Below are 22,284 nucleotides of genomic sequence, written 5' to 3' on the forward strand. Positions count from 1 at the left end.
TAGCAGATATTTAGTGCTAAAAATTGTTAACATACAAACCGAAAACAGGCAGAATGACATAAGTTGTAATTGAAATATTACAGAAAGATTTAAGCTATATACTAAAAAAGAAAAAGCGACTAAAATGATTTTAAAAAATCACTCTAGTCGCTTTTTATATAATTATTTACTATCTATAACAAATACTAAAGACTAGTATTTAGATATGCCATTTTAATTGCAGCTACAGCAGCCTCTGTCCCTTTGTTTCCATGTTTTCCTCCAGAACGATCAATAGCTTGTTGCATATTCATATCTGTAAGTACACAGAATATTACCGGAACATCATGTTGTACATTTAGGTCTTTAATACCTTGAGCAACAGCTTCGCAAACAAAGTCAAAATGTTTTGTTTCTCCTTGAATAACACTACCTATTGCAATTACAGCATCTACATTGTATTGCTGCATTTTTTTGCTTCCGTAGATAAGTTCGTAACTTCCAGGAACATTCCATCTAAGGATATTTTCAGCATCTACACCATTTTCTATTAGTGTATCGTAAGCACCTTGAAATAGTCCTTCTGTAATATTATCATTCCATTCTGAAACAACAATCCCAAATCGAAAATCTTCTGCATTTGGGATTGTAGCTTTATCATACTCTGATAAATTTGTATTTTTTGTCGCCATGTTGTGCTTCTTATTTGTTTGCCAACACTTCTGCTTTACCTATAAATACATCGATATTTGTAGCTTCTTTAGCAGTAGCAAAATCTTCTTTAATTTTATTGAAATATTTTAAAGCTTCATTAGCCTTTCCTAAATCTAAAGCAGTAATTCCCGCTTTATATAAGTACATTGGTGTTGTTAAGTTGTTTGTACGCATTTCAGCAGCTTGTACATAATAACCTAAAGCATCTTCTTTTTGGTTTAATTGTACAAATGCATCACCAATAGCACCTTTAGCAATAGGACCAGTAGCTTCGTCTTTTCCTGTATATTTACCTAAATATGTTACTGCATTCTTGTAGTCTTTCATATTTAAATAAGCCATACCTGCATAGTAAGTTGCAAGGTTAGCAGCAGGAGTTCCGCTATGTTCAGAAATAATATCTAACATACCGTATTTTCCTTCACCTCCATTTAAGGCTAAGTTAAATAAAGAATCTTTTTCTGTTCCTGTTATCGCTTCGTTATAATATTTCTGCGCTTGGAACATGTCGTTCATTGCTTCTGTTTGTGCAGGTTTTGCTACAAATTCATTGTAACCCAAGTAACCTAATACTCCAGCTGCAACAATTCCAACGATAACAAAAATGTATTTTTGATTCTTAATAACCCAGTCTTCAGTTTTAGAAGCCGATTCATCTAGTGTATTAAATACTTCTGCAGTTGTTGAATTTTCTTCTTCAACATGCACTTCTTCCTCTTTCGTTTTCGGTTTATAACCTCTTTTCTTGTAAGTTGCCATGTATATATAATTATTGCGTGCAAAAATAAAATTTTTCTTCAGATATAAGGTCTATTTATTTGTTATTTTTGCAATAATTTGTAACTAACATTAAAAAAACAACTTCTAGGTATATCTTTATCTAACTATTTTATGATTTTAAAATCTCTTTCTTTACTTAATTATAAAAATTTTGACTCTAAATCTTTTCAGTTTAACGAAAAGATAAACTGTATTGTTGGTAACAACGGTATAGGGAAAACCAATGTTCTAGACGCCATTTACCACCTTTCGTTTGGTAAAAGTTATTTCAACCCAATAGCATCTCAAAACATAAAACACGACGAAGATTTTTTTGTAATTAATGGAGATTATGAAAAAGAAAGCAATACCGAAAAAATAGTTGTAAGTCTAAAAAAGGGACAAAAAAAGATTATTAAACGAAATAATAAGATTTACGAAAAATTTAGCGACCATATTGGCTTTTTACCTTTAGTGATTATTTCGCCAGCAGATAGAGATTTAATTACTGAAGGAAGTGATACTAGAAGAAAATTTATGGATAGTGTTATTTCTCAAAGTGATAAAAACTACCTAGACGACGTAATTAAATATAATAAGGTTTTAGCTCAACGAAATTCTCTTTTAAAGTACTTTGCGTTAAACAACACGTACAATCAAGATACTGTTGAAGTTTATAACCAACAATTAACAGATTACGGGACAAGAGTTTTTGAAAAGCGAAAGGCATTTTTAGAAGAATTTATCCCGGTATTTAAGTTACAATACCAAGCAATTAGTAATAATAATGAAGAGGTAGAATTAGTATATAAGAGCGATCTATTTGATACAGACCTCAACACCTTACTAATGCAAAACATCAATAAAGATAAGGCTTTACAATACACAAGTGTTGGTGTACATAAAGATGATTTAATTTTCAATATCTCGGAACATCCTATAAAAAAATTTGGGAGTCAAGGACAACAAAAATCTTTTTTAATAGCTTTAAAATTAGCACAGTTTGATTTTATCAAAAAACAAAGTGGCGTGAATCCTATTTTACTTTTAGACGATATTTTTGATAAGTTAGATGAGCAGCGTGTGGCGCAAATCATCAAGTTGGTAAACGATGAAAACTTCGGACAGCTTTTTATTAGCGACACGCATGCTGATAGAACCGAAAATGCCGTAAAACAAGTACATCAATCCTACGAAATTTTTAAATTATGAAACATTACGCATTAATTTTAGTCACATTTCTAGTATTTAGCTGCTCAGCAGATCCTAAAACCTATATAGAACATATAAATGGTTATTGGGAAATTGAAGAAGTCACACTACATAATGGCGAAAAAAAAGCTTATAACTATAACGATACTATTGATTATTTTGAAATAAACGATAGTTTAAACGGCTTTAGAAAAAAGCTGAAACCTAATTTTTCTGGTACTTTCGAAACTTCTAAAGATGTTGAAAACATAAAGCTTGTTTTAGAAAATGATAGTTTAAATATTTACTATACTACTCCTTTTTCTAAATGGAAGGAAACTGTTTTGTTAGCAACTAAAGAGCAGTTAAAAATAGTAAACCAGAATAAGCACGTATATTTATACAAACGCTACCAACCCTTAGATTTAGATTAAATAGTAACAAATAAAAAGATTCTCGCTTTCGCGGAAAACACCTATGGCAAAACGTAATAATGAAAACTTAAGCATTGCAGATGCATTAAAAGAATTTGTAGAAACGAATAAATTAGAAAAAGGTTTAGACAAAGTTCATGTAGCTGAAGCTTGGGCAAACTTAATGGGTAACGGCGTAAACAACTACACAACAGCGATACAATTAGAACGCGACACCCTTTACGTACAACTAAGTTCTAGTGTTTTAAGAGAAGAATTGAGCTATGGTAAAGAAAAAATAATTAAAATGCTCAATGAAAATCTTGGAAAGGACCTCATCAAAAAACTTATTTTAAGATAATTTTCTGTAATTATGGTTTTATTTAATTTATTGGCACTATATTTGCCCTAACATAAATAATTAATATTTAATATTTTAACAATGAGTAAAGGAACAGTTAAGTTCTTCAACGATACCAAAGGTTTTGGTTTTATCACAGAAGAAGGTTCAAACAAAGAACATTTTGTACACATTTCGGGATTAATCGATGAAATTCGTGAAGGCGATGACGTTGAGTTCGAATTAACAGAAGGAAAAAAAGGATTAAACGCAATAAACGTAAAAGTTATCTAAATATATACGCTTATCTTTTTAAACAAAAACGCAACCAAATTAGGTTGCGTTTTTTTGTTTATAGCAAGCTTCAAAGAACTTCCCAAACTAAAATATTTAACATTGCATAGCTCGATAATGTTTTTAACTCTTCCCCAAACTAACTAATCCTCTTATTAATAGTCGGAGTTTATCATACCCCCTCTTGCTTTAATACAATAAGCACATTCATATAAAATTGATGTATAACTAAAAAAAAAGCACAACTTAAGAGTTGTGCTTTTTACTTTTTACAAATTTGAAATTATTGCTTCACTAGCTTCAATACTGTTTTAGCTTCTGGGCTTGTAATGGTTACAAAGTAAATTCCGGATGAAAGATGTGTTAAATCCATATCCTTTTTCATTTGCATATTTGATAAATCAAACTCTTTTATTACTCTTCCGTTTATATCATGAATTTTCGCAGAACTTAAATGAATGTTTTGTGTTTTCTTTAAAGTAAACACTCCGTTTGATGGGTTTGGATATACTTTCACACTATTAGTTACAACATTAAAATCTGTAACCGATAACGGCATTGCACAGTTAAAAATAGCAATATCATCAAGATACCAACCTATTCTTCCATTACAAGCATCTGAACCCAATTCCCATCTAAATTTAACAGCATCATTTGCTCCAACTCCTATTGCTGATAAATCAATAACACTTCTACCCCAACTTCCTGAAACAGAACCTCCATCTGTACCAGTAAAAGCTTCTTCACCTCTAAGCGGGTTGGTGTTTTGAGCAAATCTTAAAGTTGCGTTATACGGATTTGCAGTAAATGCCGAACTTGGTACAATAGCCCATGTAAGACCATTATCTACACTATATTTTATATTTCCTCCATCCCATTCATATTCCGTTGCAACAAAATGATCAAAGAACATTTGAAAGTCACCATCTGTAAAGTCTGGCAAGGTAATTAACGGACTCTCTAATCTAATCAATCCGTCTTGTAGGTCGAATTGGCAGTCACCATTCACTGGGTTTGCTCCAAAGACACCTTGTCCTTCTCTACCATCTGGAAGTGAAGAAACAATTGTCCAATCTCTAGATTCCCAGGTTAACGGATTTAAAGGTAATTCAGACACAGTCCATCCTTGCAACCCAGTTTCCCAATCTTGTTTATAAACTGGATTACCTTCTGCTACAGGACATAATTCGAATATTGGACCTAAAATAGTTTCAAAATTACAAGCATCTGGATTTGTTTTTAATTCAACAGCTAAAAGTACATTTACTAACTCATCAAAATCTGTAGAAGTTATAATTTCTCCGGAAGGCCCTGCCGGAGTACTTGTAAATGAAAGTCCTTCTAAATTTATGCCTAATAAATCAGTGCAAGAAGCTTCTAAGGCATCTGCTAAATTGTAAAAATCACTTGTTGCCGTTAGATAAGTACTTTGGGCTCTCCAAAAAATATGAGCTGCTTTCGTAAAGCCTAACCCATTAATGGTATACCCATTAAAAGTACCACCATCTACTAATAAAGCGTAGGCATGATTTGGAACACCAGAGTTAATATGTACTCCTCCGTTATCTCCTTCATTACACCAATAGTTATTGTCAGTTACTTTTCCTGGATGGTTTTTACAATTAGGATTCCACATATCTCTAATTGGTGAAGATATAGCAGTTGCACTTTCTCCTATTTTCCATCTCTGTGAATTAGAACAGTCTGTTCTTAAAGAAAGGTCTTCATTTTGATCACCATAAGCATTTAGTATATCTACTGTTTCTCCCCAAATATCTGAATAAGACTCGTTAATTGCACCAGATTGCCATGCATAAATTAATCCGCTTGTATATTCAGTATAAGCATGTCCCCACTCATGTGCAATCACATCATCAGAAGCTATTCCGTCACAGTAATTTACTGTTACTCCGTTCCAGTTTGCATTAGGACAATTAATATTCGGATTATTATTTATAGTTTTCATTTGAGCACCAATACCATCATAAGAATCTTGTCCAAAAGTATTATTAAACAGATGATAAACATGCCCTGAAGCCTCTACTTCATTTAATTGCCAAGTAGACAAAGTTCCAGGCAAAGGGTCACCTTCCTCCCAAACAGTATTATTCATATTACCCTCATAAATCACTCGATACAAAGCATGAGGCATTCCTGTAAACTGCTCTACAAGCTCCTTTGAGTGCGCATCTATAAAAACAAATTCACGTACTCCTGCTCCATTTCTAACCTCTACTTCATAAACAAGGTGACGCGTAGTAAAATTTCCTTGCGCTAAGCCCTTCTGAAAAAGATACAATGTATTATTATTAGCTTCTAAAGCTAGTCCAGAGGTATTTAATTTTTGATTATTTACAGTTTGAATTGCTAACGACGCTGCTTCCGATGGACTAATAGCCGGTGTAGCATCAATTTTTATATTCGGAATAAAATTTCCATTAACAGCAGTTAGTTTATTTTCAGCATTAAAATGGAATCTTAATTTACCATCGTATACAGGAACATTTTGATGCACCTGTTTTAATGTTATACGATTAAACCCATATGCATCTGTTTTTACATCTTCTACTTTAAAAGATGCTTCAACAGCGCTAAGCTGAAATATTGCTTTGTATTTTTCTAGAAAATAAAAGGCTTTGTCTTGAATAGTTACTCCTTCTAAATCTAGAAAATTTTCAGGAGCAAATTTTATAAACTCAGGAACTCCAGAATTTTCATTTACTGTAACAGTAGCATGAGTTTGTTTTACAAAAGCTACAAGATCTTTTTGTGCCTCTTGTGCATTTAAGAAAAATGTGAAAAATAAAAATACAATTAACGATAATGGGGATTTATACATGTCTAAAAATTTTCGCTAAATATAGTATTTGATATTTTAAATTATCTTAAATCTTATTTTAAAAAACAAAAAAGCCTGCAAATTGCAGGCTTTTTATTATAAATATATCTATTTGTCTAGAACATTTCTCTTCCAGAAAAGTGAAATGCGCTTTCAATAGCTGCATTTTCATCACTATCACTTCCGTGAACAGCATTTTCTCCTATAGAAGCTGCATACAACTTACGAATAGTTCCTTCTGCTGCATCTGCAGGGTTAGTTGCTCCAATTAAAGTTCTAAAGTCTTCAACTGCATTTTCTTTTTCTAAAATTGCAGCTACAATTGGACCACGAGTCATGTACTCTACTAATTCTCCAAAGAAAGGGCGCTCACTGTGGATTGCGTAGAATTCTTGTGCATCTGCAGTAGTCATTTGCGTTAACTTCATTGCTACTATTCTAAATCCTGAAGCTGTAATTTTTTCTAAAATTGCACCAATATTCCCTTTTTCAACAGAATCTGGTTTAAGCATTGTAAATGTTCTATTTGTTGCCATTCTTTTATTATAATTTTGTGCAAAAGTAACGTTTTTCTACAAAAAAACAATATAAAGCATTATTAAAAAATTGTATCTTCGCTTTCTATGAAAAAACAAGAGATTGCAGATATAAAATCACTATTAAGCACACCTAAAAAAATAGTGATTGTACCACACAAAAACCCAGACGGGGACGCTATTGGCTCTACTTTAGGATTATATTTTTATCTTTTAAAATACCAGCACGAAGCACAAGTAATTGCTCCTAATGATTATCCGGATTTTTTAAAATGGATGCCAAATGAAGATAGTGTCTTAAAATACGACACGCAAAAAGAAGAAAGCGACAAGCTTATTAATCATGCAGATATCATCTTTACATTAGACTTTAATGCACTAAATAGAACTGGCGATATGGAAACAGTTCTTGCAAGCACAGAGTCTATAAAAATCATGATAGATCATCACCAACAACCAGAAGATTATGCACTTTATACCTATAGTGATGTAAGCATGAGCTCTACCTGTGAAATGGTTTACAACTTCATCGACATGCTTGGAGATATAAATAAGGTTGATGCAAATATTGCCACCTGTTTATATACAGGTATTATGACAGACACTGGCTCTTTTAGATACCCATCTACAACAGCTACCACACATAAGGTTATTGCTGATTTAATAGAAAAAGGTGCTCAAAACGCGCAAATTCATAATGCTATTTATGATACTAACAGCTATAGTAGATTACAACTTTTAGGCTGCGCTCTAAGCAACTTAAAGGTTTTACCAGAATACCGTACTGCCTATATTACATTATCACAACAAGAGCTAAATGACTTCCAATATAAAAAAGGAGACACCGAAGGCTTTGTAAACTACGCACTATCTCTTCAAAATATTATTTTTGCTGCTATATTTATTGAAGACCAACAGCAAAACATTATTAAAATATCTTTACGTTCTAAAGGAGATTTTTCTGTAAACGAATTCTCAAGAGCTCATTTTTCTGGTGGAGGACATACCAATGCAGCAGGAGGTAGAAGTGAATCAAGCTTAGAGGAAACTATTGAAAATTTTATTAGTATCTTACCAAGCTATAAAAACATATTAAAGAATGAATAAACTCCTATTAACATTCTCTCTATTAACACTAGTTTTTTCTTGTAAATCACCTGAAGCAAGAAGACCAATTTCTGAATCATCTGGTTCATTTATTAAAGAATCGGTAGAAAGAAACAAAGAACTATATGCAAAAGAACAGTCTAGCATTGAAGCAATAATGCAACAAAACCCGGAGCATGAATACCTAGCTTCAAATAGTGGTTTTTGGTATTATTACAACACAAAAGAAAACGACAGTTTAGAAAAGCCCGACTTTGGAGACATTGTAAACTTCGATTATAATGTAAAGTCATTAAACGGCGATTTTATTTACACCAAAGAAGAGCTTAAAACACAAAACTACGCAATGGATAAGCAAGAGCTCTTTACCGGATTACGAGAAGGTCTTAAACTTATGAAAGCTGGTGAAACAGTAACTTTCTTATTTCCATCGCAAAAAGCCTATGGTTACTACGGAGACAACAATAAAATAGGAACAAGCATTCCTTTAATTTGTGAAGTAACTGTAAATTCAATAACTCAAAACCAATCTAACTAATATGAATTTTTTAAAACAGACTATGAAAATTTTTATCCTAGCACTACTACTTAGTGCTACCTCTTGCCAAGACAAATATCCAGATCTTGAAGACGGACTTTACGCTGAATTTGTAACGAATAAAGGTACAATGGTTGCTAAATTATATTTTGAAAAAGCTCCTGTTACCGTTGCAAACTTTGTTGCATTGGCAGAAGGAACACACCCTAATGTTACCGATTCTTTAAAAGGAAAAAGATATTATAACGGCATCATTTTCCATAGAGTAATTGACAAATTTATGATTCAAGGAGGAGACCCTACAGGAACTGGCGCAGGGGACCCAGGTTATAAATTCACAGATGAATTCCATGTAGATTTAAGACATAATAAGCCTGGTATTTTATCTATGGCAAACTCTGGAGCAAACACCAACGGATCTCAATTTTTTATAACAGAAGGTCCTACTCCAAACCTAGATGCTTTTGATGCTGCAGACAACCCAAAAAACTGTGGAACTCCAGGAGTAAGCTGTCACGCTGTTTTTGGTGAATTAGTTATAGGTTTAGATGTACAAGACACTATTTCAAACGTAGCTACACAAAAACCAGCAAACAGACCAATTGAAGATGTTGTTATAAACGAATTAAACATCATTAGAAAAGGGAAAGCTGCAATAGCTTTTGATGCTCCAAAAGTATATACAGAAGAGCTACCTAAGATTGCAGAAAGAAATAAGAAATTAAAAGAAGAAGCAGAAGCAAAACTTAAAGAGGAAGCAAAAGCTGCTACAGAAAATTTCTTAAAAAAGAATGAAGATTTAGAAGGCACTGTAAAGAAACTACCTACAGGATTGGTAATGATTGTTAACGGTTCAGAAAACGCTACAAAACCAAAGTCTACAGACAAGGTATTAATTAACTATGCTGGTTACTTTGAAAACGGAACCTTATTTGACACTAGCTGGGCTAAGGTTGCAAAAGAAAACAATCAATACAACGAGCAACGCGATAAGCAAGGTGGTTACAAACCATTCCCAATGATATATAACGAAACAGCTACTCTTATTCCAGGATTTAGAGAAGCGATGCTTAATATGAAGGTTGGTGATAAAGCTCGTGTTTTTATTCCTAGCTATTTAGGTTATGGCTCTAACGGAGCTGGACCAATTCCACCAAACACAAACTTAGTTTTTGATTTAGAGATTATGGGTATTCAGTAGTAATTTGAATACTTACTAAACAAAAAAAGCAGCTCTAAGAGCTGCTTTTTTTTATGACTTACAATTCCTTATTTCTTCGGAATATTCTTTAAAATCTCTAATACAAATTTCCAGTATTTTTGAGCAGAAGATATGCTTGCTCTTTCATCTGGTGAATGCGCTCCTTTAATAGTAGGTCCAAAACTAATCATTTCCATATCTGGATAATTAGTTCCTAGAATACCACATTCTAAACCAGCATGACATGCTGCTACATTTGCTTTTTCACCATTCATTTCTTCATATAAGCTATCTAAAACTTTTAATATAGAAGAATCCATGTTTGGAGTCCATCCTGGGTAATCTCCAGAAAGTTCTACTTCACATCCTGTTAATTCAAAAGCTGCACGAAGGGAGTTTGCTAAATCTTCTTTAGAACTTTCTACAGAAGATCTTGTTAAGCATCCTATTTTAATTTCACCATCTTTCACTATTACTCTAGCGATATTGTTAGATGTTTCAACTAAATCAGGAATATCTGCACTCATTCTATATACACCATTACAAGCTGCATATATTGCACGAGTTAATCCTTCTTGCACACCAAGATCCATTATTGTTGCAGGAGTATCTATTTTAGAAACTACGATTTCCAATTCTGGCTCCATAGTTTTTAACTCTGTTTTAATAGTAGCTGCTAGCTCCTTCATTTCAGCAATAAATGCTTCTTCGTGCACAGCATCAATTGCAACCTTTGCGTTACTTTCTCTAGGTATAGCATTGCGTAAACTTCCACCGTCTATTTCAGAAATACGTAAACCAAAGTTTTCAAAACCATCAAATAAAACTCTATTCATGATTTTATTTGCATTTCCAAGTCCTTTGTGAATATCCATTCCTGAATGCCCTCCTTGAAGTCCTTTAACGCTAATAGCAAATCCAGTTTTAAATTCCGGAGTTTCTTCTACTTCATACGTTCTAGTTGCTGTGATATCTACACCACCTGCACAACCAACACCAATTTCATCATCTTCTTCTGTATCTAAGTTTAAAAGTATTTTACCGTCAAGTAAACCTCCTTTTAAACCCATTGCTCCTGTCATTCCTGTTTCTTCATCTATAGTAAATAAAGCTTCAATTGCAGGGTGCGCAATATCGGTACTTTCTAAAATTGCCATAATAGTAGCTACTCCCAAACCGTTATCTGCTCCTAAAGTTGTTCCTTTAGCTCGTACCCAATCACCATCCACATACATTTCAATTCCTTGTGTGTCAAAATCAAAATCTGTGTCGTTATTCTTTTGGTGAACCATATCTAAATGCGATTGCATAACAATGGTTACTCTGTCTTCCATTCCTGCAGTAGCTGGCTTTTTAATTATTACATTACCAACTTCATCTTCTATGGTTTCTAATCCTAGTTTGCTACCAAAATCTTTCATAAACGCAATAACGCGCTCTTCTTTTTTTGAAGCTCTAGGAACCGCATTTAAGTCTGCGAATTTATTCCAAAGTTGTTGTGGCTGTAATTGTCTTATTTCTGAATTCATATATAAGTATTTTTTTGAAAGCGCTAAGATACAAATTGTATTAAACAACCTTGTTCCTTTTTAAAACCTTAAGAGAAAGATTAACAAACAATTGTTTATTTTTGAAGGATGCTAAAGAACCCAAAGCCATATATAGCCTTTTCTATACTCCCACTCTACTTTATTGTTAGACTGATTTCTAAGTACCCAGAATTTATAGAAACTTATTATAGTAACGGATTGTATCCCATAACCTCTAAGTTGTTTCGATATTCTTTTGGATGGCTTCCGTTTTCATTTGGGGATATTTTTTACGCAGTTTCCATCATATATATTATTAGATGGTTTTATAAAAATAGAAACCGTATTTTAAAAGACACCAAGGCTTGGTTCATTGATGTTTTAGCTGCAACTTCCATAGTCTATTTTGCATTTCATTTATTCTGGGGAATGAATTACTACAGACTTCCACTACATAAAAACCTAAGCCTAGAAGCAGATTATACCACTAGTCAATTATTGGAAGTAACCAAACAACTGATAAAAAAATCGAACGACATACACCTTCAAATTACCCAAAATGATTCGGTAAAAGTAGAAATGCCTTTTAGTAAATCGGAATTATTACAACTCACTCCAAAAGGTTACACTGTTTTAGAGGAAGAATTTCCGCATCTAAGCTACCATTCAAAGAGCATAAAAAAATCTATTTTTAGTACACCCCTAACCTATATGGGATTTTCTGGTTATTTAAATCCCTTAACTAACGAAGCACAAATAGATGCTTTAATTCCTAAATATAAATTCCCTACTACTGCTTCACATGAAGTAGCGCATCAATTAGGATATGCTGCAGAAAACGAAGCGAATTTTATTGGTTTTCTAGCTGCAACACATCACCCAAATATCTATTTTAATTATTCGGGTTACAGTTTTGGATTGAGACATTGTTTAGTAGAAGTATACCGACGAGACCCTGCTATTTATGAAGAATTATTAAGCACTATAAACCCAGGTATTCTAAAGAACTATCAAGAAACACAAGATTTCTGGAAAAGCTATCAAAATATTACAGAACCTGTTTTTGAGTTTATATATTCTTCTTTTTTAAAAGCTAATAACCAAAAAGGAGGTATGAAAAGCTATAGTTATGTAGTGGCTCTTTTAGTAAATTATCATTATTCTAAAACATTATAATTTATTATCTTGGTGCAATAAATTAACTTATGAAAACTACATTAGCCATTATCGCTCTTTTTGTAAGCTCTATGAGTTTTTCACAATCTACGGATCTGAAAGAATTCTTCAAGAAAAACTATACTTTTTTTGACAGCTATACTTTTGACAAAATATACACTTTAAAGGAAAATTTAAAAACAACCATTCCTTTTAAAATCTACGAAACCTCCAATAGTGGTATAATTAGTTTCGCTCCACAAGATTTAAATAAAAGCATTTATTTTCAGGATTTTTCTAAATATTATTTAAAAGACGAACTTAGAAAAGTAATGTTAGAAATCCCTGGTTTACACAGACCTATAGACCATGACCCTAGAAAATAATTAGCAAACCTAATTCTAACTTTTTTAACCCTAATACTTTTAAGTATCTTTAAAACTTATTTTTAATTAACCAATATGACTAGAAGACTTTATCTACTCATGCTGTTTTTGTTTAGCATAACAATTTCTGCACAAGAGTATTTTCCGAAAAACGATGGTGTAAAAACCACAAACAACCACTACACCGCATTTACAAATGCCAAAATCTATGTTAGTCCCACACAAATTATCGAAAACGGTACTTTACTAATTAAAGACGGTAAAGTTGTAGCTACAGGAAAATCTGTAGCTATTCCTAAAAATTCGATTGTTATTGACGCAAGCAATAAAAGCATCTACCCTTCTTTTATTGATGTTTTTTCAGACTTTGGGATTTCTAAACCAGAAAGAATTTCTGGCCGAGGCGCACAATATGATGCTAGCAGAGAAGGTTTTTATTGGAACGACCATATAAGACCAGATCAAAACGCCATCGATTTTTATAAATATGATGAAAAATCTGCATCAGATTTACGTAAAGCAGGTTTCGGAGTAGTAAACACGCATTTACAAGACGGAATTATTAGAGGTACAGGAACTCTAATTGCTTTGACTCCAAATAGCACAGATGCTTCTAGAATTTTAGAAAATAAGTCTGCGCAATATTATTCCACTAGAAAAAGTGTACAATCCAGACAATCATACCCTAACTCCTTAATGGGAACTATGGCTCTTTTACGTCAGGTACATTATGATGCAAAATGGTATGCAAACGGAAACGTTAATAATAAAGATAGAGCTTTAGAAGCATATAATACAAACAAAAGCTTAGTACAAATCATGGATGCTGGCAGCAAAATAAACGCTTTGCGTTTTGCTAAAGTTGGTAAAGAAACAAATACGGAGTTTGTATTTGTAGGCGGCGGAGATGAATACGAAAACATCATCGAAATTAAAGCTACCAATGCGTCGTTTATTATTCCTTTAAATTTCCCTGATGCATTTGATGTTTCAGATCCATTCTTAGCGGAAGGTGCTGGAATAGCAGATTTACGTGCATGGAATCAAAAACCTGCAAACCCAAAAATATTAGCAGAAAACAATGTTCCTTTTTCGTTTACTTTAAAAGGATTAGATGCTGCAAAAGATTTAATGCCAAACCTTCAAAAGGCAATTCAATATGGTTTAGGTAAAACCAAAGCATTGGAAGCTCTAACTACCACTCCAGCAAAAATCTTAGGTAAAGAAAATAGCATTGGTTCGCTTAAAAACGGAGCTTACGCTAACTTCCTTATTACTTCTGGAGATGTTTTTGATAAAAACACAATCCTTTATCAAAACTGGGTAAATGGTGAAAAGCACGAAATCCACCCCATGTCCACTAAAGACATTAGAGGGGATTATAACTTTACCCTTGCAGGCGAAACTTACGATTTAAAAATTTCAGGCGACATAGCGAAGCCAAAAGCCAGCGTTTCTTCTAAGGATAAAAAATTAGGAACAATACTTTCGTTTAAAGACGATTGGTTAAATATTTCTTTTACTAGCACAGACACAACTAGCAAGAACCTTACGCGATTAGTTTCCAAAATTTCTAACCCGAAGATTTTAAGTGGAAAAGCTATTTTACCTAACGGAAATGAAACAAGCTTTTACGCTAAAAGAGCAGAAAGCAAAGAAGTTTCCGAAGAAGATAAAAAAGAAGAAAAAGATACACCAAAGGTATTTCCTATAACATATCCTAACGAAGCTTACGGATTCAAAACACTTCCGCAGCAAGAAACCATCTTATTTAAAAACGCAACGGTTTGGACAAACGAAGCAGAAGGTATTTTAGAACAAACAGATGTTTTAGTGAAGGATGGAAAAATTGCAAAAATTGGAAACAACCTGAAGCACGGTAATGCAAAAATTGTAGATGCTACTGGAAAACACCTAACTACAGGAATTATAGACGAGCATTCACATATAGCAACTTCCGCAGTAAACGAATCGGGTCAAAATTCTTCTGCAGAAGTTAGCATAGAAGATGTTATTGACGCTGAAGATGTAGATATCTATAGAAATCTTGCTGGTGGAGTAACCTCTATTCAAGTTTTACATGGTTCGGCAAACCCTATTGGTGGTCGTTCGGCAATTATCAAATTAAAATGGGGTGAAACAGCCGATAATTTAATTTACAAAAACTCTCCTAAGTTTATCAAATTCGCTTTAGGTGAAAACGTGAAACAAAGTAACTGGTCAAGCTTTAATCGTTTCCCACAAACAAGAATGGGTGTGGAACAAATGTTCATAGATTACTTTACCAGAGCACAAGAATATATTGCGAAAAAGAAAAGCGGTAAACCTTATAGAAAAGATGTAGAGCTAGAAGTTCTTGCAGAAATTTTAAATGAAGAACGCTTTATTAGCTGCCACTCTTATGTACAAAGCGAAATTAATATGCTTATGAAAGTTGCTGAAAAATTCAACTTTAAAGTAAATACATTCACGCACATTTTAGAAGGTTATAAACTAGCCGACAAAATGAAAGAGCACGGTGCTGGAGGTTCTACTTTTAGTGATTGGTGGGCGTATAAATATGAAGTAAATGACGCTATCCCGCAAAACGCAGCAATTATGCATAATAACGGCGTTACGGTAGCAATTAATAGTGATGATGCAGAAATGTCAAGACGCTTAAATCAAGAAGCAGCAAAATCTATTAAATACGGTGGAGTAAGTGAAGAAGATGCATGGAAGTTTATCACTTTAAACCCTGCTAAATTATTACATATAGACGATCGCGTAGGTAGTATTAAGGTAGGAAAAGATGCAGACCTTGTACTTTGGAGCGACCATCCATTATCAATTTATGCAAAAGCAGAAAAAACAATTATTGAAGGTGTTACTTATTTCGATATAGAAAGAGATCTTCAATTAAGAAAAGAAATGAAAGCAGAGAAAAATGAACTTTTAAATAGGATGCTTCAGGCAAAAAATAAAGGACTAAAAACAATTCCTATTAAGAAAAAAGGAAACGAAACTTTCCATTGTGATACCGAAGCAGAACATATTCACTAAAAATTTAGAAATGAAAAAAATAAACAATTATATAATTACAGCTTTTTTATTGTGCACTACATTTCTTTTTGCACAACAAACTCCAGCTCCTAAACAAACAAAAGCTATCTGTATTATGGGAGCTACAGCCCATATAGGAAACGGAGAAGTTATAGAAAACAGCATCATTATTTTTAATAATGGAAAAATAGAAACCGTTGCAGATGCTAGACTAGTAAAAATCGATATTTCTAATATGGACCTTATTAAAGCCGAAGGAAAACATGTTTACCCTGGCTTTATCGTTCCTAACTCCACTCTTGGTTTAGGGGAAATAGATGCAGTACGTGCTACTATAGACAGTGACGAATTAGGAAGTTTGAATCCGCATATTAGAAGTTTAATAGCCTATAATACAGAATCTAAAGTCATAGAAACTATGCGACCTAATGGTGTTTTACTTGCGCAAATCACTCCGCAGGGCGGGCGTATTTCAGGAACTTCATCTATCGTGCATTTAGATGCTTGGAACTGGGAAGATGCAGCAGTAAAAGTAGATGACGGAATTCACATTAATTGGCCTAGACCATACACTCGTGGTCGTTGGTGGAGAGGTGAGCCTTCACACTTAAAACCAAATAAAGAATATGGGAAACAAGTTGAAGAATTAGCTAACTTTTTTAAACAAAGTAAGGTGTACCAACAAAGTACTAAAGAAGTGAAAAACCTGCCCTTTGAAGCTTTAGCAAAAGTTACAAATGGTTCTGCTAAGCTATTCATTCATGTAGATGATGCTAAAGGAATAACAGATGCAACTGAATTTGCTAAAGCTAATGATATTGCAAACATGGTAATTGTAGGAGGTTATGAAGCTTATAAGGTTACAGACTTACTAAAGCAAAACAATATTCCAATAATTTTAAATAGAGTACATTCTAGACCTAATTCAGATGATGAAGACTATGATTTACCTTTCAAAATGGCAAAGAAATTAGTAGATAGCGGTATTGTAGTTGCTTTACAAGCAAATGGAGATATGGAAAGAATGAATTCAAGAAACCTACCTTTTTACGCTGGAACCTGTGTTGCTTACGGATTAGATAAAGAAGAAGCATTAAAACTAATTACAAGTAATACTGCTAAAATTCTAGGTATAGATGATACCTTCGGAACTTTAGAATCTGGAAAAGATGCTACTTTATTTATCAGCGAAGGAGATGCATTAGATATTAGAACAAATAAACTAATTAAAGCATTTGTTCAAGGTAGAAATCTTAGTTTAGAGTCTCACCAAACCCAACTATCTAAACGTTATTCTGAAAAATATCAAGAATAAAAACTAAATTCTTTTTTAATACCTAACAGAAAGCGAGCTTGAAATTCATGCTCGCTTTTTTATATTATTTAAAATAAGGTTTCCTTATATTTAGCTTAACTTTGCAGGCCTAATACAAGTAAAACCATGTCTTTTAAACAAATAACTAGTTCTAAAAACGCATATATAAAAGAAATAACCCTTTTAAAGGATAAATCTAAAATCAGAAGAAAATCTGGGTTATTTTTAATTGAAGGAGCGCGAGAAATCTCTCTAGCAATAAAGGGTAACTATGCATTAGAAACTATTTTATTTTATGAGGATTTGTTTCCGGAAGAAGCGCTGAACAAACTGCTAATCACTACTATTAACAAGCCAGAAATTATTTCAATTTCTAAGGAAGTCTATCAGAAATTAGCATATAGAGACACCACCGAAGGTATTTTAGCCATTGCAAAATCAAAAGACCTATCGTTTGAAAGTTTAAAGTTTGAAAATAAAAACCCTTTACTTTTAATTGCAGAAGCTCCTGAAAAGCCTGGTAATATTGGCGCTATTTTACGTACTGCAGACGCTGCTAATGTGGACGCGGTAATAATAGCAAACCCAAAAACAGATTTATACAACCCAAACATCATTCGCTCAAGTGTTGGCTGCGTTTTTACCAATCAAATTGCCACCGGAAGTACCGAGGAAATCATCCATTTTTTAAAGGAGAACAACATAAACATTTACAGTGCTATTTTACAAGAAGCAGTTAATTATCACGAACAAGATTACACACAAGCTTCTGCAATTGTAGTTGGTACAGAGGCAGACGGATTAAGTGAAACATGGAGAAAAGCTTCAAAGCAAAACATAAAAATACCAATGCAAGGCGAAATAGATTCTATGAATGTATCCGTAGCTGCAGGAATTTTAATCTTTGAAGCAAAAAGACAGAGAAATTTCAAATAAAACATGACAGCCACTACCCTATTTTATATCATCATTGCCATCTTAATTATTGATTTTATCATTGATAAAACATTAGATGCTTTAAATGCAAAACATTTTAAAGATGCAATTCCTAAAGAGCTTCAAGATGTTTATGATGAAACCGAATACAAAAAATCACAGGACTATAAGCAAACCAATTACAAATTCGGAATCTTAACTTCCAGTTTTTCTATTGTATTAACCCTTGCTTTCCTGTTTTTAGATGGCTTTGAAATAGTTGATAAAATTGCTAGAAGTTATTCTGAAAATCCAATTATAATTGCACTAATTTTCTTTGGTATCATTATGATTGGAAGCGATATATTAACAACGCCTTTCTCCTATTATAAAACATTTGTTATTGAAGAAAAATTCGGTTTTAATAAAACAACGAAAAAAACCTTTTGGCTAGATAAAATAAAAGGATGGTTTATGATGGCTATTATAGGTAGCCTAATTTTATCGGCAATTATTTGGTTCTACCAATCAACCGGGAAACATTTTTGGCTTTATGCTTGGGCGCTAATTACAATATTCACCGTGTTTATTAATATGTTTTATGCTCGTTTAATTGTTCCCTTATTCAATAAGCAAACACCACTAGAAGAAGGTAGCCTTCGCGATAAAATTTCAAAGTATGCACAAACTGCAGGTTTTACTTTAGATAAAATTTTCGTGATTGATGGATCTAAACGAAGCACAAAAGCAAACGCTTATTTTTCAGGATTTGGAAGTGAAAAACGAGTTACATTATATGATACTCTAATAAATGACCTAGAGGAAGAAGAAATTGTTGCCGTGCTCGCACATGAAGTCGGACACTACAAAAAGAAACATATTGTATTTAATTTAACTGCTTCGGTATTACTAACAGGTTTGACACTTTTTATTCTTTCCTTATTTATTTCAAATCCATTACTTTCTCAAGCTTTAGGGGTTGAAACTCCTAGCTTTCACATCGGACTTATAGCCTTTGGTATTTTATATAGTCCGCTTTCAGAAATCACCAACCTAATTATGAACTGGTTTTCTAGAAAATTTGAATACCAAGCAGATGACTATGCGAAAAAGACTTATAAAGCAGCACCTTTAATTACTTCCTTAAAGAAACTAAGCAAAAACAGCCTAAGCAATTTAACACCGCATAAAGCTTATGTATTTATGCATTATTCGCACCCAACTTTATTAGAAAGAATTAAGAATTTAAAAAGATAGTTTTCCACTTTATAAATTCCTTTAACTTTATGTTAAAAAGGGTTGTACAATAACATTCTTTATACTAATTTTAGTTATTATGACAGAAGTAGATATAGAAAAAGAAAACGCAGCCATCACCAAAGCATATAAGGAACTGCTTAGGGTAAGTTATAGAACACTTAGCACCGAAGACAAAAAACTTATACGTAAAGCTTTTGATGTTGCTGTAGACGCCCATAAAGAACAACGCAGGAAATCTGGTGAAGCATATATTTTTCACCCCATTGCTGTTGCAAAAATTGTAGCACAGGAAATTGGCCTAGATGCTACTTCTATTGCTGCTGCCCTACTCCATGATGTTGTTGAGGACAATGAAGATTATACCGTTCAAGATATTGAACGCCTTTTTGGTGAGACCGTTGCTAAAATTGTAGACGGACTCACAAAAATCTCTACATTTAACGCAGACATGGATGTGTCTATGCAAGCAGAGAACTTCAGAAAAATGCTGCTTACACTTAATGATGACGTTCGGGTTATCATTATCAAAATTGCCGATAGATTGCATAATATGCAAACCATGGAATCTATGCGAGCAGATAAGCAAGTAAAAATTGCCAGCGAAACACTTTATATCTACGCACCATTAGCCCATAGAATCGGACTATATAATATTAAAAGTGAACTAGAGGATCTTGGTCTAAAATATACCGAACCAGAAGTTTATAACGACATCCTGCTTAAAATGAAAGAAAGCAAGGAAGAGCAAGATTTGTATATACAAGAGTTTACAGAGGTTATTAAAAACTCTCTAGACAAAGAAAACCTGAATTACGACATCAAAGGAAGGCCAAAATCTATTTTCTCTATCAGAAGAAAAATGATAAACCAAGGGGTTTCTTATGATGAGGTTTACGATAAGTTTGCGGTTCGTATCATCTATAAAACCGATGCTGCTAACGAAAAATTCTTAGCTTGGAAAATATACTCCATAGTTACAGATCACTTTAGACCAAACCCTACTCGACTTCGCGACTGGATTTCATCACCAAAATCCACAGGTTACGAAGCGCTTCATATTACGGTAATGGGACCTAAAGGTCGCTGGGTAGAAGTGCAAATTCGTAGTGAGCGAATGAATGAGATTGCAGAAAAAGGTTATGCTGCTCACTATAAATACAAAAATAAAGGTGAAAAATCAGAAGATAATCTAGATACATGGATTAACAAGCTTCAAGAAGCTTTAGAAAACCACGGAGCAAATGCTGTTGATTTTGTAGAACAATTCAAACTAAACCTATATTCTAAAGAAATATTTGTTTTCACGCCGCAAGGAGATTTAAAATCCCTACCAAAAGGAGCTACCCCATTAGACTTTGCTTTCAGTATTCACACAGAAGTAGGATTAAAAACAAGAGGCGCAAAAGTAAACGGAAAACTCGTTCCCCTAAGCCATCAACTTAAAAGTGGTGATCAAGTAGATATATTAACTTCAGAAAATGCAAAACCTACTCCAAACTGGCTAGACTATGCGACAACGGCTAGAGCTAGAAGTAAAATTAAAAACGCTTTAAAAGAAAGTACGAAGATTGTAGCAGAAGAAGGAAAAGAAATTTTAAGAAGAAAACTAAAACAGCTTAAAATTACTTTGAATGAAGATTCTGTAAACGAAATGGTAAACCACTTTAAACTTAAAACAAGTTTAGATTTATTTTATCGAGTAGGAACAGGAACTATAGACAATACCATGCTAAAAGAGTATGCTTCGTCTAGAAGCAATGCTTTTGTTAGCTACCTAAAGAATAAAATCACACGAAAACCTAGTATAAACAAGGAAGAACTTGACAAAGAAGAAATCACTAACAAATACGATTTATTAGTCTTTGGAAAGGAAGAAGAAAAACTTGACTACAAGCTAGCAGTTTGTTGTAATCCTATTCCTGGCGATGCTGTTTTTGGATTCTTAACGATTAAAGAAGGCATCAAAGTACATAAATCCAACTGTCCTAACGCAGTGAGTTTACAATCTAATTACGCTTACAGAATTCTGCCTGCAAAATGGATAGATTCCACCCAACAGGACTTCCCTGCACAAATTATTCTTTCAGGTATTGATAATTTAGGTTTAGTAAACGACATCACAAAACTCATTTCGGCTAACATGAACGTAAACATGAAAAGCATAAGTTTTGAGAGTAATGACGGGGTTTTCTCCGGAAAAATAAACGTTGTTGTAAAGAACAAAAACTTATTAACAAAACTTATGGATAACCTTAAAAAAATTAATGGAATTGATAAGGTTAAAAGAGTATAATATGTTGTAAATTTACGCCGGAATTATGAGTGTAAAAACAGAAATAAAAAATCAGGAAATAGTAAAGAATGTCTTTACTAAGTTTTTAGAGAGCAAAGGCCATCGCAAAACACCAGAGCGATACGCTATACTTCAAGAAATTTATAATAACGATGAACACTTCGATATAGAGTCGCTGTACCTAAACATGAAAAACAAAAAATATCGTGTTAGTAGAGCTACCCTATACAATACTATTGAATTACTTCTAGAATGTGCATTGGTAAGAAAACACCAATTCGGTCAAAACCAAGCGCATTACGAAAAGTCGTATTTCGATAAGCAACACGATCATGTTATTCTAACAGATACTGGAGAAGTAATCGAATTTTGCGATCCTAGAATTCAATCAATAAAAAAAACTATTGAAGAGGTTTTTGATATTGAAATTTCTAATCATTCACTTTATTTTTACGGAACAAAAAAAACAACTAAATAA

General features: G+C 33.2%; 20 protein-coding genes. 15 read left to right on the plus strand and 5 right to left on the minus strand.

The features are described from left to right. Positions 1 to 185: 185 nt before the first annotated feature. Positions 186 to 671, minus strand: coding sequence for a 6,7-dimethyl-8-ribityllumazine synthase (gene ribH, locus DU428_RS10575; RefSeq protein ID WP_072350774.1), 486 nt, complete (start codon positions 669 to 671; stop codon positions 186 to 188). Between the two features lie 10 nt (positions 672 to 681). Continuing rightward, the gene (locus tag DU428_RS10580) at positions 682 to 1,452 is read right to left on the minus strand and encodes a tetratricopeptide repeat protein (protein ID WP_072350773.1); all 771 of its coding nucleotides are present in this window, start codon (positions 1,450 to 1,452) and stop codon (positions 682 to 684) included. 132 nt (positions 1,453 to 1,584) lie between these two features. On the opposite strand from DU428_RS10580, the gene recF reads away from it, so the two are divergent. The 4 genes from recF (at position 1,585) to DU428_RS10600 (ending at position 3,690) form a co-directional block, all read left to right on the plus strand. Then, on the plus strand, positions 1,585 to 2,664 hold the full coding sequence (gene recF, locus DU428_RS10585) for a DNA replication/repair protein RecF (protein ID WP_072350772.1): 1,080 nt from the start codon (positions 1,585 to 1,587) through the stop codon (positions 2,662 to 2,664). Beyond that, positions 2,661 to 3,077 carry a hypothetical protein gene (locus tag DU428_RS10590; RefSeq protein WP_113966330.1) on the plus strand — a complete coding sequence of 139 codons (417 nt, stop codon included), beginning with the start codon at positions 2,661 to 2,663 and terminating at the stop codon, positions 3,075 to 3,077. The genes recF and DU428_RS10590 overlap by 4 nt, the downstream gene beginning before the upstream one ends. A gap of 43 nt (positions 3,078 to 3,120) precedes the next feature. Then, entirely contained in the window at positions 3,121 to 3,417 is a 297-nt protein-coding gene (locus DU428_RS10595; RefSeq protein WP_072350770.1) for a DUF721 domain-containing protein, read from the plus strand. An 81-nt stretch (positions 3,418 to 3,498) separates the two neighbouring features. After that, a complete protein-coding gene (locus DU428_RS10600) occupies positions 3,499 to 3,690 on the plus strand; it encodes a cold-shock protein (RefSeq protein WP_072350769.1) in 192 nt (63 codons plus the stop codon). Between the two features lie 283 nt (positions 3,691 to 3,973). On the opposite strand, the gene DU428_RS10605 is transcribed toward DU428_RS10600, so the two are convergent. After that, positions 3,974 to 6,529: a M4 family metallopeptidase gene (locus tag DU428_RS10605; RefSeq protein ID WP_113966331.1), complete on the minus strand. Its 2,556-nt coding sequence runs from the start codon at positions 6,527 to 6,529 to the stop codon at positions 3,974 to 3,976. Positions 6,530 to 6,645: 116 nt separating this feature from the next. Continuing rightward, positions 6,646 to 7,065: a nucleoside-diphosphate kinase gene (locus tag DU428_RS10610; protein ID WP_072350767.1), complete on the minus strand. Its 420-nt coding sequence runs from the start codon at positions 7,063 to 7,065 to the stop codon at positions 6,646 to 6,648. Positions 7,066 to 7,152: 87 nt separating this feature from the next. Here DU428_RS10610 and DU428_RS10615 point away from each other — a divergent pair, with 87 nt between their 5' ends. Genes DU428_RS10615 through DU428_RS10625 form a run of 3 tightly spaced genes read left to right on the plus strand, consistent with a single transcriptional unit; the run spans position 7,153 to position 9,911 of the window. Continuing rightward, positions 7,153 to 8,172, plus strand: a complete 1,020-nt coding sequence (locus tag DU428_RS10615; protein WP_113966332.1) for a DHH family phosphoesterase — start codon at positions 7,153 to 7,155, stop codon at positions 8,170 to 8,172. Next, complete coding sequence (gene gldI / locus DU428_RS10620) at positions 8,165 to 8,710, plus strand: gliding motility-associated peptidyl-prolyl isomerase GldI (RefSeq protein WP_072350765.1); 546 nt, start codon at positions 8,165 to 8,167, stop codon at positions 8,708 to 8,710. The genes DU428_RS10615 and gldI overlap by 8 nt, the downstream gene beginning before the upstream one ends. A gap of 22 nt (positions 8,711 to 8,732) precedes the next feature. After that, positions 8,733 to 9,911: a peptidylprolyl isomerase gene (locus DU428_RS10625; RefSeq protein WP_072350764.1), complete on the plus strand. Its 1,179-nt coding sequence runs from the start codon at positions 8,733 to 8,735 to the stop codon at positions 9,909 to 9,911. Between the two features lie 68 nt (positions 9,912 to 9,979). Here DU428_RS10625 and DU428_RS10630 read toward each other — a convergent pair whose 3' ends face one another. Beyond that, a complete protein-coding gene (locus tag DU428_RS10630; protein WP_113966333.1) occupies positions 9,980 to 11,440 on the minus strand; it encodes an aminoacyl-histidine dipeptidase in 1,461 nt (486 codons plus the stop codon). 108 nt (positions 11,441 to 11,548) lie between these two features. Here DU428_RS10630 and DU428_RS10635 point away from each other — a divergent pair, with 108 nt between their 5' ends. From DU428_RS10635 to DU428_RS10670, 8 genes are all read left to right on the plus strand, one after another. Then, positions 11,549 to 12,616 (plus strand): DUF3810 domain-containing protein, encoded by a 1,068-nt coding sequence (locus DU428_RS10635; protein ID WP_072350762.1) that lies wholly within the window; start codon positions 11,549 to 11,551, stop codon positions 12,614 to 12,616. Positions 12,617 to 12,645: 29 nt separating this feature from the next. Then, the gene (locus DU428_RS10640) at positions 12,646 to 12,981 is read left to right on the plus strand and encodes a hypothetical protein (RefSeq protein WP_123796514.1); all 336 of its coding nucleotides are present in this window, start codon (positions 12,646 to 12,648) and stop codon (positions 12,979 to 12,981) included. Positions 12,982 to 13,056: 75 nt separating this feature from the next. Continuing rightward, entirely contained in the window at positions 13,057 to 16,023 is a 2,967-nt protein-coding gene (locus DU428_RS10645; RefSeq protein WP_072350760.1) for an amidohydrolase family protein, read from the plus strand. Positions 16,024 to 16,033: 10 nt separating this feature from the next. Beyond that, positions 16,034 to 17,338 carry an amidohydrolase family protein gene (locus DU428_RS10650; RefSeq protein WP_072350759.1) on the plus strand — a complete coding sequence of 435 codons (1,305 nt, stop codon included), beginning with the start codon at positions 16,034 to 16,036 and terminating at the stop codon, positions 17,336 to 17,338. A 126-nt stretch (positions 17,339 to 17,464) separates the two neighbouring features. Beyond that, positions 17,465 to 18,274, plus strand: coding sequence for a TrmH family RNA methyltransferase (locus DU428_RS10655; protein WP_072350758.1), 810 nt, complete (start codon positions 17,465 to 17,467; stop codon positions 18,272 to 18,274). A 3-nt stretch (positions 18,275 to 18,277) separates the two neighbouring features. Then, the gene (locus DU428_RS10660; RefSeq protein ID WP_113966335.1) at positions 18,278 to 19,510 is read left to right on the plus strand and encodes a M48 family metallopeptidase; all 1,233 of its coding nucleotides are present in this window, start codon (positions 18,278 to 18,280) and stop codon (positions 19,508 to 19,510) included. 79 nt (positions 19,511 to 19,589) lie between these two features. Continuing rightward, positions 19,590 to 21,806 (plus strand): RelA/SpoT family protein, encoded by a 2,217-nt coding sequence (locus DU428_RS10665; protein ID WP_113966336.1) that lies wholly within the window; start codon positions 19,590 to 19,592, stop codon positions 21,804 to 21,806. Positions 21,807 to 21,831: 25 nt separating this feature from the next. After that, on the plus strand, positions 21,832 to 22,284 hold the full coding sequence (locus tag DU428_RS10670) for a Fur family transcriptional regulator (RefSeq protein WP_072350755.1): 453 nt from the start codon (positions 21,832 to 21,834) through the stop codon (positions 22,282 to 22,284).

It is taken from the genome of Oceanihabitans sediminis, from assembly GCF_003337215.1.
Classification (GTDB): Bacteria; Bacteroidota; Bacteroidia; order Flavobacteriales; family Flavobacteriaceae; genus Oceanihabitans; species Oceanihabitans sediminis.